Here is a 14,739-nt window from a genome sequence, read left to right as displayed (position 1 = left end):
TAGTTGTGGCCAACGCCTTAGAGAGCGGCGACGACCTCGATCTCGACCAGACCGCCAGCCGGAAGGGCGGCAACCTGGAAGGCGCTGCGCGCGGGGAACGGGGCCTCGAACTTGGAGGCGTAGATCTCGTTCACGGCGGCGAAGTCGGCGATGTCGGCCAGGTAGACCGTGGTCTTGACGACATCGGCAAAGGTGGCGCCGGCAGCGGTCAGCAGGGCCTCGACATTGGCGAGGGACTGCTTGGCCTGGGCCTCGACGCCCTCGGGCATCTTGCCGGTCGCGGGGTCGATGCCCAGCTGGCCGGACAGGAACACCATGTTGCCGGCCTGGATACCGGGGGAATACGGGCCGATGGCGGCCGGTGCGTTATCGGAAGACACGACGGTCTTGCTCATGTTTTTCTCCTTACAATCAAATAGAGAGCGTGAGCGCGGCGTTCGCACCGGGAGGCACAATTCGGTCTGAACACCGCGCTTGATTGGGATAGTACTCAAGGTTTCCGTGCGATGCAAGATTATTATCACGTTGCGAGAATATTTTATCGCCCAACGGTTTCCCCGAACCGCTGAACGGTTCTCCGCGGGGTCAGCCAGTCCAAGCTGCTGAAGACTTTGTCCTGCTTAGGCTGCGGGCATCGCCCACCGCAGCGACGCCACTATACTTTTGAGTATCTGAGCATTTTGAAAGGCAGGATATGACCGCAACCGCCAGTCGAACCACCAACCGCAGACCCGAGCTTTTGGCGCCCGCCGGAGGGCCCGAGCCCTTTGCCGCCGCACTCGCCGCGGGGGCAGACGCCATCTACTGCGGCATGGGCAGCTTCAACGCCCGCCGCAAGGCAACCAACTTTACCGACGAGGCCTTTGAGCAAGCCTGCCGCGCCGCACATCTAGCCGGGTCGCGCGTCTACGTCACGGTCAACATCGTCATCAAGCAGTCCGAGATGGGCGATGCGCTGCAACTCATCCATCGCTGCTCCACGCTGGGCGCCGACGCCTTCATCATCCAGGACTGGGGCCTGTTCTTTGAGGTCAAACGCACGATGCCCGGCATCGAGACGCACATCTCGACCCAGGCGAACATCCATGACGACCGCGGAACTATCTGGTGCCGCGAGCAGGGCGCCGACCGCGTGACCCTCTCGCGCGAGCTCTCCATCGACGAGATCGCCGCCATCCACGACGCCGCGCCCGATGTCGACCTCGAGGTCTTTAGCCACGGTGCCATCTGCTTTTGCTACTCGGGTCTGTGCCTGCTCTCGAGCTTTGCCATGGCGGGCCGCTCGGCCAACCGCGGCATGTGCGCCCAGCCCTGCCGCCTACCCTACGAGCTAATTGACGAGAACGGCCGCTCGCTCTCCCCTGCCGGTCGCGAGCGCGCGCTGTGCCCGCGCGACACCAACACGTCGCTGCTTGTTCGCCGTCTGTATGACGCCGGCGCCGCATCGCTCAAGCTCGAGGGCCGCATGAAGGCCCCCGATTACGTGTATTCCATCGTCGACGTGTACCGTCATCAGATTGATGACATGCTGGCCGATGTTTCGACCTCCAAGGATGAGGATGCAGCCCGCCAGCGCCAGCTCAAGCGCTGCTTTAATCGCGACTTTACGCACGCCTACCAGGATGGCACCTCGGGCGACGAGATGATGAGCTACGAGCGCTCCAACAACCGCGGCCAGATTGTGGGCACGGTGCTGGGCAGCCGTCTGGCCAACCGCGATGTACGCGGACTCAAGCCCGACGATCGCCGTCGCCGCGCCGCCATCGCCCGCATTGAGCTGCTTGAGCCCGTGGGCAAGGGCGACCTGCTGGAGCTTCGCCACGATAACGAGTTTGACCAGTTCCTGACCACCATTGCCGCCGATGATGCCGCCGCCGGTGACATCATTGAGTGTCGCGTGCCCCGCAGCATGCCCGAGGGCTGCCGCGTGCGCGTGATTCGAAGCCAGCGCGCCATCGACGCCGCCGGCGCCGCGCTCAAGCGCGATGTACTGCGCCGCCGCGTCGTTGATGTAACCGTCGTGGCGCGTCTGGGCGAGCCGTTTACTGTCACACTCACCTGCTGTGACAACCCCGCGCTCACCGCCACCGCCACGGGCTTCACCGTCGAGGCCGCCAAGACCCGCGCCGTCGAGGCATCCGATCTGATTGAGCACGTCGGGCGCATGGGCTCCTCTCCCTTTGAGGCCGCGAGCTTTGATGTGGCGCTCGATGAGGGCTGCGGTATGGGCTTTTCCGCCGTGCACAAGGTGCGCGCCGCCGCTTGTAAGGCACTGGAAAAGGCCATTCTGGCACCGTACGAGGAGCGCGCGAAAACGCTCGAGCTGCCGGCGATTGTAACCAGTGATTCCCGCCCCGCGCCCGAGCACTACCGCGATGAGCCGCAGATCTGCGCCACCGTCACCTCGCTCGAGGCCGCCGAGGCCGCTCGCGCCGAGGGCGTAACGCGCATCTACATGACCACCGACGCGCTCGATGCGGCCGAGCTCTCCCCCGCCGATGTATTTGAGCAGGGCATCGTACCCGTACTCGACGAGGTCTGCCGCGCCGTTGACCACGTACGCGTCGACCCGTGGGTTGTTGCCGGCGCCACGGTCGCTATTGGCAACATCTCTGAGCTTGCCCTGGCCGCGCATGCCGGCGCCACGGCCGAGATTCGCTCTTGCCTGCCGGTGCACAACACGCCCTGCATGGAGGCGCTTGCCGGGCGCGGAGCCGGTGCGTTTTGGCTCTCGCCCGAGATCACGCTCGACGAGATTGTCTCGCTCGGCGCCGCCGCGCCCGCGGCTCTGGGCATCACCGTCTTTGGCCGCCCGCGCGTCATGACAAGCGAGCATTGCATTCTGCAGGTTGCCAACGGCTGCATCCACGATTGCGCCAACTGCCGCCTGCGTGCCCGCAAGCTCTCGCTCAAGAATATCGACGGAAAGGTCATGCCGGTGCGTACCGACATCCACGGCCGCTCGCGCCTGTACGACGCCTACCCCATCGACCTCACGCCTCAGGTTCCTCAGCTGCTCGATGCCGGCGTGCGTCGTCTCATGGTGGACGGAACGCTGCTCGAGACGGATGAGATCGCCCGTGCCGTCGCTCGCGTCCGTCGCGCCGTCGAGGCAGCTCAAGCCGGCCGCAAGCCCGCCGCCCGCCTGCGCGGGGCGACTTCGGGCTGCATGTTTGTGGGAATCAGCTAACCGAAAGGCTTACACGTGAACGAAGAACCTCAAGTCCTCTACTGCGACGCCTGGCTTATGGCCATCGACAAGCCCGCCGGCATGATCGTCCACGGCGACGGCACCGGCGAGCGCACGCTCACCGACTACGCCAGCGACCTGCTGCTGGCGATGGGCGACGGCTTTGCCGCGACCGACATGCAGCCGCTCAACCGCCTGGACCGCAACACCACCGGCGTGGTGCTGTTCTCGCTCGACAAGCAGACGCAGCCCGCCTTTGACCAGATGATTATCGACCACGCTTTCGAAAAGCACTACCTAGCGCTCGCCGAGGGCAAGATCGACTGGAACGAGAAGCTCATCGACAAGCCCATCGCCCGCGACCGTCACGACAGCCGAAAGATGCGCGTCGGCGCCAGCGGCAAGCCGTCTCAAACGCGCGTGAAGGTGCTCAAACGTCTTAAGAGCCGTCGTGGCCTGCCCACGCGCTCGTATATTGATGTCGAGCTGCTCACCGGCCGCAAGCATCAGATTCGCGTGCATCTGGCCAGCGAGCATCACCCCCTGGTTGGCGACGACCTGTACGGAACGCCGCGCCCCTGCGGCCTGATGCTCCACGCCCACAGCGTGTCCTTTACGCATCCCGTAACCGGCGAGCACATCCACATCGAAGCCCCCTGCCCCTGGGAGCCCTAAACCACCACAATGGGGACAGGCACCTTCGTGGTGGTTTTGCCCCAATGGCTCAGCCGCGGTCCCAAAACGTCTCGATCTGTAACAGTTAGAACCCATTTTCCGGTCTATCTGTTACAGATCGAGACATTCGAATCCCCCTCAAGGGAAAATCTCAATCTGTAACAATAACTCGTCAAAATCGGTCCCAGATGTTACAGATCGAGACAAAGGGACGGCAAGGTTCGGAAGCATCTCAATCTGTAACACCTAGCCCACTTTTAACGGTCTAGTTGTTACAGATTTAGACAAAACGGCAGACAACAAAAGCGGCATCGCCCATCGAGGGTGTTGCCGCTTTTCTATTGAGGAACCTAAATGGTTTTGACCTTGCCCTGTCGCTAGACCGTGATGACGTTATCCATCGCCCGATACTTGGCGGGGACCTCACCTGCGGTAATGATCGTTGCGTCGCGGAAGTCCGCAAACTTGACGGGCGCCACCATGCCAAATTTGCTGGCGTCCGAGATTACGAAGCGTTTGGCGGTATGGCGCATCGAGATACGCTTGACCTGCGCTTCCTCGATATCCGGTGTGGTGAGACCTTGCTCGGCGGCGATGCCATTGGAACCCCAAAAACCGCAGTTGAAGTTATAGCGGTCCAGGGTTGCCAAGGCATCGGGGCCAACGAGTGCTTCGGTCTCGGGCTTGAGCTCGCCGCCCAGCACCACGGTGCGCATGCCGCGCAGAGCGAGGTGCTGAGCATGGAGCACGGAATCGGTCACATAGGTGACGCCCTCAAGGCGCGGAAGATGCTCGATGAGCCTAAGCGTCGTCGAACCTGAATCGATGTACACAAAGCTCTCGGGCTCCACAAGCGCCGCCGCACGGGCGCAGATGCGCTCCTTGTCATCATTATGGAGATCGCTGCGCTCATTGAGCGTTAGGTCGCGCGTCACGTGCGCGCGCTCCAGACTTGTCGCGCCTCCGTGCACCTTGGCGATACGGTGCGCGCGGTCGAGCGTTTGCAAGTCACGGCGAATGGTGGACGGTGTCACGCCCAGGGCTTCGGCAAGTTCCGGTACGGTGACCGAGCCGGTCTGCTGTATCATCGACACAATCGCGTTGAGCCTATCTTCCGCAAGCATCGCTTACTCCTCCTCGGGGTACACGACTCCCCAATCGGCGCGGAGCTTGGTCATAAGCTCCATAACATCGGAAGCATAGCCCAGAAGCTCGCGCTTCGAATCATCGCCGGCAACGGCCTTCTCCAGGTCGGCCATCTCGTAGCACAGAGCGTATGCCTCGGTGCCAGCGTGGACCTCCTCACGGTGACCGTCTGCAGTCCACACGATGGTTGCATGGTCGGCGCGCGGATAATCGTTGACCTCGATATAGCACTTATCGAAACTGATGACCGAGCGCTTGGGCTGTTTGGAGTGGAGCGTAAGGCTCACGACGCCCAGCTGCTGCTCAGCATTACGGCAGACAATGCCACCCGCGACGTCAACGCCAGTCTCGCAGGTATTGCCCAGAGACACGACCTCGGCTGGCTGGCTGGCCATAAACAGGCGCATGACGGACAGGGCATACACGCCAATGTCGAGCATGGCGCCGCCGGCAAGGCTACGGTTGTAGAAGCGGTTGGTCAGGTCGCCGTACTCCTTATAGCTGCCAAAGTTGAGCTGAGCGAGATTCATGCGGCCGAACTCGCCAGCATCCATGCGACGGCGCAGCTCCTGATACAGCGGCATGTGAAGCACCGTGGTGGCGTCCATAAGGACCACGTTATGCTCGTCGGCGATGGCACGGGCCTCGTCGAGCTCGGCGGAGTTGAGGGTAATGGCCTTTTCGCAGAGCACGTGCTTGCCGGCGGCCAGCGCGGCACGCAGATAGGTGATATGCGTGTTGTGCGGCGTGGTGATATAGACGGCATCGATGTCTGGATCGGCGTAGAGGTCCTCAATCGTCTCGTACACCTTCTCGACGCCATACTGCTCGGCAAAAGCCTGGGCCTTGGACAGCGTACGGTTGGCGACACCCGCGAGCTTGCGGCCGGCCAGAGCGAGGGACTGGGCCATTTGGTTGGCGATAACGCCGCACCCGATCACGGCCCAGCGGAGCTCGGGGGCCGTAAAGATATCATCGGGGAACGGCTGATCCTGGACCGAGGCAAACACCGCCTTTGCGGCTGCCTCGGCGTCGAGCGGAGCCTGTTTGGAATCTGCCATATGTGCCTCCTGAATCATCGGAAGTTCTTCATTTCCAACAGCCCTATATTCGCACAAATGCGCGCGCATTTGCTCGTATTTGCGTGTTTATTTGCTTGTCGGTCATTATTTAGCCATAGTTAGCAGATATTTGCGCGGCCATGCGAATCATCGCGCAAGACTCTGCGCGTAAATGCGCATGCGACAATCCTTGTGAAACATATAGGGGCGGAGCACCAAAGCCCTAAAGACAGAGCCAGCTGTATTACTTCACCCCTCTGGGGACACCAGACATCGAAGGACTGTCCCTAGGTGCCGCTTTCGTTGAAGCCTATCCTAGATGGCCAGATATACAGATCTAAAGACCGTCCCTATCAACTAGTCATTTAAGTCTGTCCCCAATGACTGCCAATCAAGGCCACTCATTTAAGTCTGTCCCCAATGAGTGGGGATAGAAAAAGGCCCGGATGCCGTGGGGCATCCGGGCCTTTGCTAGCAACTTGATGTTGCGGGCAGCTTAGAACTTGTGGCCGCACTTCTTGCAGACGCGCAGCTTGTTCTTGCCGTCCTTCTCGTGACCGACGCGGGTAACCTTACCGCACTCGGGGCAGACGAGATTGACGTTGGAGGCGTCGATGGGAGCCTCCTGCGAAACGATGCCGCCCTGCTGGTTGGCAGCGTTGGGCTTGACGGCCTTCTTGACGACCGAAACGCCCTCGACAACGACCTTGTTCTCGGCGGGGAGAGCACGCAGGACAACGCCCTGCTTGCCGCGATCCTTACCAGAGAGAACCTGGACCTTATCGCCCTTCTTGATATACATATATCTCCCCTAACTACAGGGTCTCGGGAGCGAGCGAGACGATCTTCATGTACTTCTTGTCACGAAGCTCGCGAGCGACGGGCCCGAAGATACGGGTGCCGACGGGCGAACCATCGTTGTTGATGACAACGCAGGCGTTCTCATCAAAGCGAATGTAGGAGCCATCCTTGCGGCGGATCTCCTTAACGGTGCGAACGACGACGCAACGGACAACGTCCTTCTTCTTGACATTGGCGCCAGGGGTAGCCTCCTGGACAGCACCGATGAACACATCGCCGATGCCTGCATAACGACGCTTGGAACCGCCAAGCACCTTGATGCAGCGAATCTTGCGAGCGCCGGAGTTGTCGGCGACGTTCAGCATGGTTTGCATCTGAATCATGGTAGATGTTCCTCCGAACTAAGAACCGAAGAGAGGTGCGCAGCCTTTAGACGGCCTGTGGTATGCAAACCAGGCATACGCACATCTTCGGAAACGTACAAGTCGTAAGAGCGACTGCTTATTTAGCGCGCTCGACGACCTCGATGAGGCGCCAACGCTTCATCTTGGACATAGGACGGGTCTCCATAACGCGGACGGTATCGCCCACGCCAGCCGTGCACTCCTCGTCGTGAGCGTGCAGCTTCTTGGAGCTGGTCATCATCTTGCCGTACTTGGGGTGACGCTTGCGCTCGGTGATGGTGACGACAATGGTCTTGGCACCGGAGACGGAGGTAACGACACCCGTACGGACCTTACGCGAGTTACGCGAATCAGTCATGTTCTCTCCTTAGGTCCTACTCGGCGACAGCGGACTTCTCCGCTGCGATCTCGCGGGCGCGCTGCTCCGTGAGGACGCGAGCAATGTCCTTCTTCACGGTGTTGACGCGAGCGGTGTTGTCCAGCTGGCTGGTGGCCATCTGGAAACGAAGGTTAAAGAGCTCGGCGCGCATTTCCTTCAGCTTCTCAACGAGCTGAGCGTCCGAGAGCTCACGAATCTCTGCGGGCTTCATTAGTTCTCCTCCTTGGCGGCGGCGGCGTCCTCAGCAGCCCACTTGGCCTCGAGAGCGGCCTCCTCAGCCATCTCCTTCTCGATGCGCTGCTCAGCGTTCTTAGCAGCAACAATCTTGGTCTTGATGGGAAGCTTGTGCTGTGCAAGACGCAGAGCCTCGCGAGCGACCTCCTCGGGCACGCCCTTGACCTCGAACATGATGCGGCCGGGCTTGACGACGGCCACCCACTCCTCGGGGTTACCCTTACCAGAACCCATGCGAGTCTCGGCAGGCTTCTTGGTGATGGGCTTATCGGGGAAGATCGTGATGTAGACACGACCGCCACGCTTCATGTAGCGGGTCATGGCAATACGAGCGGCCTCGATCTGACGGTTGGTGATCCAATGGGCCTCGAGAGCCTGGATACCAAACTCGCCGAAATGCAGCTCGGTATTACCCTTGGCCTGGCCCTTCATGGAGCCACGCTGCACCTTGCGGTGAAGAATACGCTTAGGGGCAAGCACTACTGACCCCTCCTCTCGGAGTTACGACGACGAGGACGGGAAGAGCCCTCGAGTGCAGGGTTGGGAACAGGCTGGCCCGGGAGCTTCTCGCCTAGGTAGATCCAGACCTTCACGCCGCAAGCGCCCATAGTGGTGCTGGCGACAGCCGTGCCGTAGTCGATCTTGGCACGGAGGGTGTGCAGAGGCACGCGACCCTCGCGGTACCACTCACGACGGCCCATCTCGGCACCGCCGAGACGACCGGAGCACTGGATACGGATGCCCTTAGCGCCGGCCTTGCGGGCAGACTGGACAGCCTTGCGCATAGCGCGACGGAAGGCAACGCGGCCCTCGAGCTGCTCGGCGATAGACTGAGCAACGAGGTTGGCGTCGAGCTCGGGGCGCTTGACCTCGACAACGTCGACGGAGAGCTGGCCCTTGGAGACGCCAGCGACCTTCTCGAGCTCGGTACGGAGAGTATCGATCTCGGCACCCTTCTTACCGATGACAACGCCGGGGCGAGCGGTGAGGATGATGACCTTCACCTTGTCGCCAGCGCGCTCGATCTCGACGCGGGAGACAGCTGCGCGGGAAAGACGCTTCTCGAGGTACTTGCGAATCTCGAGATCGTTACCGAGGGTCTTAGCGTAATCCTTCTCTGCGAACCAGCGGGAGCGCCAGTTCTCGGTAATGCCAAGACGGAAGCCGGTGGGGTAGACTTTCTGACCCATACAGCTTTACGCCTCCTTTCGAGGAGCAACGACGACGGTGATGTGGGAAGTACGCTTCAGAATGCGAGAAGCGGAACCCTTGGCGCGGGGACGGATGCGCTTAAGCGTCGGACCCTCGTCAACATAGGCAGCGGCGACAACCAGGTTGTCGGCACGCAGACCGTTGTTGTTCTCGGCGTTCGCAACGGCGGAACGGAGAACCTTCTCGACATCCACGGCGACGGCGCGGTCGCAGAAGTGGAGGATGTCGAAGGCCTGAGCGACAGGCTTGCGGCGGATCAGATCGACCACCAGGCGGGCCTTGCTGGGGGAAACACGCACGTACTTAGCGACGGCGCGAACCTCGGTGGCCTCAGTTTCAATAGACTTAGTTGCCATTTACGGTTAACCCCCTATTTGGCCTTGTGGCCACGGAACGTACGAGTCGGCGCGAACTCGCCGAGCTTGTGACCAACCATGGACTCGGTAACATACACGGGCACATGCTTGCGGCCGTCGTGGACGGCGATGGTGTGACCAACCATCTCGGGGAAGATGGTGGACGCGCGGGACCAGGTCTTCACGACGTCCTTCTTGCCAGCCTCGTTCATCGCGGTGATACGCGAGAGAAGGCGAGTCTCCACGAACGGGCCCTTTTTGAGACTTCTGCTCATAAGTGCTTTCTCCTAAAACTCGGTATCCGAAATTACTTCTTACGGCGACGAATGATGTGCTGGTTCGAGACCTTCTTCTTCTTGCGCGTACGAAGGCCCTTCGTCGGCTTACCCCAGGGGGTAACGGAGGGACGACCAGAGGTGTGGTTCTTGCCCTCGCCACCGCCGTGCGGGTGGTCGACAGGGTTCATGACGGTACCGCGGACGGTCGGGCGCACGTTCATGTGACGCTTACGGCCGGCCTTGCCGATGACGATGTTGGAGTGATCGGCGTTGCCGACCTCACCGACGGTGGCGCGGCAGGTAACGAGGATGCGGCGCATCTCGGAGGAAGGCATACGGACGATAGCGTACTTGCCCTCCTTACCCATCAGCTGGCAGGAGTTACCGGCGGAACGGGCGATAGCAGCGCCCTTGCCCGGCTGGAACTCGACGGCGTGGATGAGCGTACCGACGGGGATGTCGGCGAGGGGCAGAGCGTTGCCCGGCTTGATGTCGGCGTCAGAACCGGACATGATGGTCTGACCGACCTCGAGGCCCTTGGGGGCCAGGATGTAGCGCTTCTCACCGTCAGCGTAGTGCAGCAGAGCGATGCGAGCGGAACGGTTCGGATCGTACTCGATCGTGGCAACCTTGGCGGGCACGCCGTCCTTGTTGCGCTTGAAGTCGATCACGCGGTAACGACGCTTCACGCCGCCGCCCTGGTGGCGGGTGGTGATGCGGCCGTTGTTGTTACGACCGGCCTTCTTGGGCAGGGGCTCGAGAAGAGACTTCTCGGGCTTGGTGCAGGTGATCTCGGAGAAATCGGAGATCGTCTGCCAACGCCTACCAGCGGAGGTCGGCTTAAGGTGCTTTACAGCCATTACAATCCCTTTCAATAGGAATCCGTTAGCCATCGCAGACAGGGATTCGAGGTTCTGCCTCGGGTGCGATGACACCGGACGTATACACGGTTCCGGGCGTGTCCATTTTATACGCCCAAAACCTTGAGCTCTCGCCTCCCCTATTTGGGAGGCATGAGCTCACTCAACAGCAGCGAGTCTTAGGCCTGGTTGCCAAAGACCTCGATGGTGTCGCCCTCGGCCAGCGTGACGATGGCCTTCTTCCAAGAACGGGTCTTGCCGGCGACATAGCGCACGCGCTTGGTCTTGGGCTTGACCGTCAGGGTGTTCACGCGAACGACCTTGACGCCGAAGATCTCCTCGACAGCGTCCTTGATCTGATACTTGTTAGCATCCTTGGCGACCTCGAACGTGTACTTGTTCAGCTCCATGCCGGAGAAGGAACGCTCGGACACGATCGGACGGATGATGATCTCGTGGGCGGTCATTTATGCAAGCACCTCCCCGAAGTGAGCGGCGATGTCGGCGGGCATCAGCACAGCGTTGTTATTGACGAGATCGTAGGTGTTGGCCTCGTCGGCAGTGATGATGAACGTCTTGGGAATGTTGCGGAACGACAGGTAGGCGTTGACGTCCTCATCGCGAACGATGATGGTCAGACGCTTGCCCTCAAGGCCGAGAGCCTTGAGCATGGCGACGGCAGCCTTGGTGGAAGGCTTCTCGAAGCCGTAGTCGTCGACGAGCACGAGCTCGCCATCGGCCAGCTTGGCGGACAGCGCGGAGCGCATAGCCAGCTTGACCTCCTTGTTGTTCATACGCTTAGCGTAAGAACGGGGCTTGGGGGCGAAGACAACGCCACCGTGACGCCACTGGGCAGCACGGATGGAACCCTGGCGGGCACGGCCGGTGCCCTTCTGACGCCAAGGCTTCTTGCCGCCACCGGAAACCTCAGAGCGGCCCTTAGCGGACTGGGTGCCCTGACGCCAAGAGGCCATCTGGCACTTGACGATGTGGTGCATAACGTGGATGTTCGGCTCGATGCCGTACACCTCAGCGGCGAGCTCGGCCTCGGCGACCTTCTTGCCCTCGCTGTTCTTTACTTCAAACTTTGCCATTTAAGTGTTCTCCTTGGTATGACGCTGGGCTAAATGGGCTGGGCCCTTAGGCCATACGGATGGCGACGAGACCATTCTTGGCACCCGGGACAGCGCCCTTGACCAAGATGAGGTTCTGCTCGGCATCGATGCGGACAACGGAAAGGTTCTTGACGGTAACGCGCTCGTTACCCATGTGACCGGCCATCTTGACGCCCTTGAGGACGCGCGCAGGATAGGCGCACTGACCGATAGAACCGGGGTGACGCTGGAAGTGAGAACCATGCGTCATAGGACCGCGGCGCTGACCCCAGCGCTTGATGCGACCCTGGAAGCCCTTACCCTTGGAGGTACCGATGACGTCGACCTTCTCGACATCAGCGAAATCAGCGACGGTGACGACCTCGCCGACCTTGTGCTCCTCGCCGTTCTCGACGCGGACCTCACGAAGGAAACGGACAGGCTCGACGCCAGCCTTGGCGAAGTGACCAGCCATGGGCTTGTTCACGTTCTTGGCCTTGATGTCGCCGAAACCGATCTGGACGGCGTCATAGCCGTCGGTTGCCTGAGTTTTAACCTGCGAGACAGCGCAGGGGCCAGCCTGGATGACCGTGACGGGAACGACGTTGTCGTCCTCGTCCCAAACCTGGGTCATGCCAATCTTGCGGCCGAGAATCATGCTGATCAAGATATGATCCCAACTCTCGCGTGGTCTTGGGACAATGCGTACACCACCGAGCGTACGCCCCTAGAGGACCACTACTTACACGACGTGCTCCCCAGCCTTGTATTGCGTCCGGACTACCTGACAACCCTATTAAGCAGGCATTTTGTCCAGCCAGAATACTCCCCTGGTTACACACAGTTGTTTAGTATACACGGCTGCGGGCGTATCCATCGAGATTCATATTTCACTCACATTGTTTACGCAGGTAAAGTGCGTGGAGTCGCCTGGGCTTGGCAGAGGGGCGGCGAAATATATTAAGTTTGCTGCTCTACAGTCCTGCGCAAGACGGAAAGCACATTAAGTGCTTTCCTTTGCGTGCGGAACTCGCGACAAACTTAATATATTTCGCCGCCCCTCTGCCAAGCTCGGGAGACGACACGTTGATGTCTGCTTAACTCTGCTCGCTCAGCTAATTTCTTTGTTGGGGGTCCACTATTTGCTGGAGAGTGAACTTGCATTGCATTGGCTCGCCCTCTGCTTGTAGTTTTTCCTCGTCAAAATCGAAGATCATGATGGCGCAGTTGGGGAGTTTTGTTGGGAGCTCGAAGCCCTCTGGGGCTGCAGCCTTGATGAATTGGCGGCTGGCGCTGCCGTGGCTTACTGCTAGGAGGGTTTCGATGCCCTCGGCTCCCATGAGATTGGTGAGGGTGCCTACCATGCGTTCTTGCAGCGCGCGGTTCCCTTCTCCTCCAAAGGGGACCAAATCCTCACCCGGATCCCAGACGTCGGTAGGCAATGCGTCGTGGGGGCCTTCTTCGAAGGTGCCGTAGCAGCGCTCAATGATGCCTTCGCAGGGCTCGACTGCTGCGTCCGGGCCAAGGAGTTCGGTTGCGACGAGCCGAGCTGTGTCCATGGCTCGGCCTAAGGGTGAAGAGACCACTTTGTCGGGAACGACGTTGTGAGATTTGATCCATGTAGCTGCCATCCCGGCTTGCTGACGGCCTAAGTCGGTGAGCGGTGAGTCGCAGCGGCCCTGGACCAGCTTTTTGACGTTGAATTCCGTCTGGCCGTGGCGGAGTAGATATAGACGCTTCATGCTCTCCCCTTCTGTATAACTTGCTTTGCCGGCACAGCCCTACTCGTGGGTATGTCCTACGTAGTCTTCGTCGATCGTAATCTTGGCAATCGACTTGGGGTATTCCGATTCGACCCTCTGGGCCAACGCGTGCTTCAGGTCCTCGGCGTCCATGCCCATATCCGAGGGACGCACGCAGTCAAAGATCACGTTGGTGTGCGTAGGACCCGGCACACAGCGCAGATCGTGAATCGAAAGGCGGCTATCGATCTGTTGGGCCATGGCGTTAATGCGTAAACGCATGCTCGCCACCTTTGGATCGTCGGTCACGATGGGATCGTAATGGAGCGTGACGATCATGCCGTCCTCGTCCCTAAACGCCTGCTCGATGTTATCGAGCGTGTCGTGACTTTCCAGCGGGCTGGCCTCGGCCGCCATCTCGGCATGTGCGCTTGCAAACTTCCTGCCCGGACCGTAATCGTGAACCATCAAATCGTGAACGCCCAAAACGCCGGGGTAGCTCATGATCTTGTCTCGAATGTGCTTGACCAACTTAGGATCGGGCGTCTGGCCCAAAAGCGGGCTCACCGTATCCTGGATGAGTTCAAAACCGCTCCAGCCAATATAGGCGCCAACGGCAAGGCCGACCCATGCGTCAAGATTGATGTGCGTCATCTGCGAAACAATTGCGCACGCTAGCACGGCGCCCGTGGCAAGAACATCGTTCTTGGAATCTTGCGCGGTCGCATGCAGCGTCTCGGACTCAATGCGATCGCCGAGCTTTTGGTTGAGGGCCGCCATCCAGAGCTTTACGACCATCGAAAGCGCTAGAACTGCCACCAGGGCAAGCGAGAACTCGACAGGTTCGGGGTGGATGACGCGCTCAACCGAGGACTTCACCAGCTCAACGCCAATCAGCAGCACGAGCGCCGCCACGACCAATCCCGAGAGATACTCATAGCGACCGTGGCCGTAAGGATGCTCGGGGTCGGCCGGCTTGCTCGCCAGCTTAAAGCCCAGCACGCTCACGATATTCGAACTAGCATCGGACAGGTTGTTCATGGCATCCGCCACGATCGAAACCGATCCCGACAGCACACCAATTGCGCCCTTCGCAGCACAAAGCGCCACATTGGCGACAATACACACCATGCCCGCTAACGTGCCCACACGCGCACGATCGCCCTGCGCGCGCTTAACTATCCACTCGACCATCTGCATCCGCCCCCACGGTACTACCTATATATCTATTGCTCAAACGGATTGTAGTGTAGCCACTTTGTCCTCAAGATACAAAAAGGCCGCAGCCCACACGGGCCACGGCCTTG

At 60.3% G+C, this 14,739-nt stretch carries 18 protein-coding genes and 1 pseudogene; 2 read left to right on the top strand and 17 right to left on the bottom strand.

Annotated elements, in window-relative coordinates:
- Positions 1 to 17: 17 nt before the first annotated feature.
- On the bottom strand, positions 18 to 395 hold the full coding sequence (locus tag FGQ61_RS05115; RefSeq protein WP_055285184.1) for a RidA family protein: 378 nt from the start codon (positions 393 to 395) through the stop codon (positions 18 to 20).
- 299 nt (positions 396 to 694) lie between these two features.
- On the opposite strand from FGQ61_RS05115, the gene FGQ61_RS05110 reads away from it, so the two are divergent.
- Both FGQ61_RS05110 and FGQ61_RS05105 read left to right on the top strand, forming a co-directional pair.
- Positions 695 to 3,190, top strand: a complete 2,496-nt coding sequence (locus tag FGQ61_RS05110; RefSeq protein ID WP_138374784.1) for a U32 family peptidase — start codon at positions 695 to 697, stop codon at positions 3,188 to 3,190.
- Positions 3,191 to 3,205: 15 nt separating this feature from the next.
- Complete coding sequence (locus FGQ61_RS05105; RefSeq protein ID WP_249360943.1) at positions 3,206 to 3,865, top strand: RluA family pseudouridine synthase; 660 nt, start codon at positions 3,206 to 3,208, stop codon at positions 3,863 to 3,865.
- A 377-nt stretch (positions 3,866 to 4,242) separates the two neighbouring features.
- On the opposite strand, the gene FGQ61_RS05100 is transcribed toward FGQ61_RS05105, so the two are convergent.
- From FGQ61_RS05100 to FGQ61_RS05025, 16 genes and pseudogenes are all read right to left on the bottom strand, one after another.
- Positions 4,243 to 4,989 carry a DeoR/GlpR family DNA-binding transcription regulator gene (locus FGQ61_RS05100; protein ID WP_138374783.1) on the bottom strand — a complete coding sequence of 249 codons (747 nt, stop codon included), beginning with the start codon at positions 4,987 to 4,989 and terminating at the stop codon, positions 4,243 to 4,245.
- Between the two features lie 3 nt (positions 4,990 to 4,992).
- Complete coding sequence (locus FGQ61_RS05095) at positions 4,993 to 6,072, bottom strand: Gfo/Idh/MocA family protein (RefSeq protein WP_138374782.1); 1,080 nt, start codon at positions 6,070 to 6,072, stop codon at positions 4,993 to 4,995.
- A 496-nt stretch (positions 6,073 to 6,568) separates the two neighbouring features.
- On the bottom strand, positions 6,569 to 6,874 hold the full coding sequence (rplX, locus tag FGQ61_RS05090) for a 50S ribosomal protein L24 (RefSeq protein WP_006235043.1): 306 nt from the start codon (positions 6,872 to 6,874) through the stop codon (positions 6,569 to 6,571).
- Between the two features lie 13 nt (positions 6,875 to 6,887).
- Positions 6,888 to 7,256, bottom strand: a complete 369-nt coding sequence (gene rplN / locus FGQ61_RS05085; RefSeq protein ID WP_006235041.1) for a 50S ribosomal protein L14 — start codon at positions 7,254 to 7,256, stop codon at positions 6,888 to 6,890.
- 118 nt (positions 7,257 to 7,374) lie between these two features.
- On the bottom strand, positions 7,375 to 7,635 hold the full coding sequence (gene rpsQ, locus FGQ61_RS05080; RefSeq protein ID WP_006235040.1) for a 30S ribosomal protein S17: 261 nt from the start codon (positions 7,633 to 7,635) through the stop codon (positions 7,375 to 7,377).
- 16 nt (positions 7,636 to 7,651) lie between these two features.
- A complete protein-coding gene (gene rpmC, locus FGQ61_RS05075) occupies positions 7,652 to 7,867 on the bottom strand; it encodes a 50S ribosomal protein L29 (RefSeq protein ID WP_006235039.1) in 216 nt (71 codons plus the stop codon).
- Between the two features lie 86 nt (positions 7,868 to 7,953).
- Positions 7,954 to 8,370, bottom strand: a pseudogene (gene rplP, locus FGQ61_RS05070) (50S ribosomal protein L16); the annotation flags it as partial.
- On the bottom strand, positions 8,370 to 9,080 hold the full coding sequence (gene rpsC / locus FGQ61_RS05065) for a 30S ribosomal protein S3 (RefSeq protein ID WP_138374781.1): 711 nt from the start codon (positions 9,078 to 9,080) through the stop codon (positions 8,370 to 8,372). The pseudogene rplP and the gene rpsC, both read right to left, overlap by 1 nt.
- A gap of 6 nt (positions 9,081 to 9,086) precedes the next feature.
- Positions 9,087 to 9,458 (bottom strand): 50S ribosomal protein L22, encoded by a 372-nt coding sequence (gene rplV, locus FGQ61_RS05060; protein ID WP_006235036.1) that lies wholly within the window; start codon positions 9,456 to 9,458, stop codon positions 9,087 to 9,089.
- 14 nt (positions 9,459 to 9,472) lie between these two features.
- A complete protein-coding gene (gene rpsS / locus FGQ61_RS05055; protein ID WP_006235035.1) occupies positions 9,473 to 9,733 on the bottom strand; it encodes a 30S ribosomal protein S19 in 261 nt (86 codons plus the stop codon).
- 32 nt (positions 9,734 to 9,765) lie between these two features.
- Positions 9,766 to 10,596: a 50S ribosomal protein L2 gene (rplB, locus tag FGQ61_RS05050; RefSeq protein ID WP_022094198.1), complete on the bottom strand. Its 831-nt coding sequence runs from the start codon at positions 10,594 to 10,596 to the stop codon at positions 9,766 to 9,768.
- Positions 10,597 to 10,775: 179 nt separating this feature from the next.
- Positions 10,776 to 11,063, bottom strand: a complete 288-nt coding sequence (rplW, locus tag FGQ61_RS05045) for a 50S ribosomal protein L23 (protein ID WP_022094197.1) — start codon at positions 11,061 to 11,063, stop codon at positions 10,776 to 10,778.
- Entirely contained in the window at positions 11,064 to 11,690 is a 627-nt protein-coding gene (gene rplD, locus FGQ61_RS05040) for a 50S ribosomal protein L4 (protein WP_006235032.1), read from the bottom strand.
- A gap of 46 nt (positions 11,691 to 11,736) precedes the next feature.
- The gene (gene rplC, locus FGQ61_RS05035) at positions 11,737 to 12,357 is read right to left on the bottom strand and encodes a 50S ribosomal protein L3 (protein ID WP_035137484.1); all 621 of its coding nucleotides are present in this window, start codon (positions 12,355 to 12,357) and stop codon (positions 11,737 to 11,739) included.
- 448 nt (positions 12,358 to 12,805) lie between these two features.
- Positions 12,806 to 13,432: a histidine phosphatase family protein gene (locus FGQ61_RS05030; protein ID WP_138374780.1), complete on the bottom strand. Its 627-nt coding sequence runs from the start codon at positions 13,430 to 13,432 to the stop codon at positions 12,806 to 12,808.
- Between the two features lie 39 nt (positions 13,433 to 13,471).
- Complete coding sequence (locus tag FGQ61_RS05025; protein ID WP_229025915.1) at positions 13,472 to 14,626, bottom strand: cation diffusion facilitator family transporter; 1,155 nt, start codon at positions 14,624 to 14,626, stop codon at positions 13,472 to 13,474.
- Positions 14,627 to 14,739: the final 113 nt, after the last annotated feature.

The sequence above is a fragment of the Collinsella aerofaciens genome (assembly GCF_005844325.1).
In the GTDB taxonomy this organism is placed as follows: Bacteria; Actinomycetota; Coriobacteriia; order Coriobacteriales; family Coriobacteriaceae; genus Collinsella; species Collinsella aerofaciens_G.
This window is presented reverse-complemented; position numbering and strand designations above follow the sequence as displayed.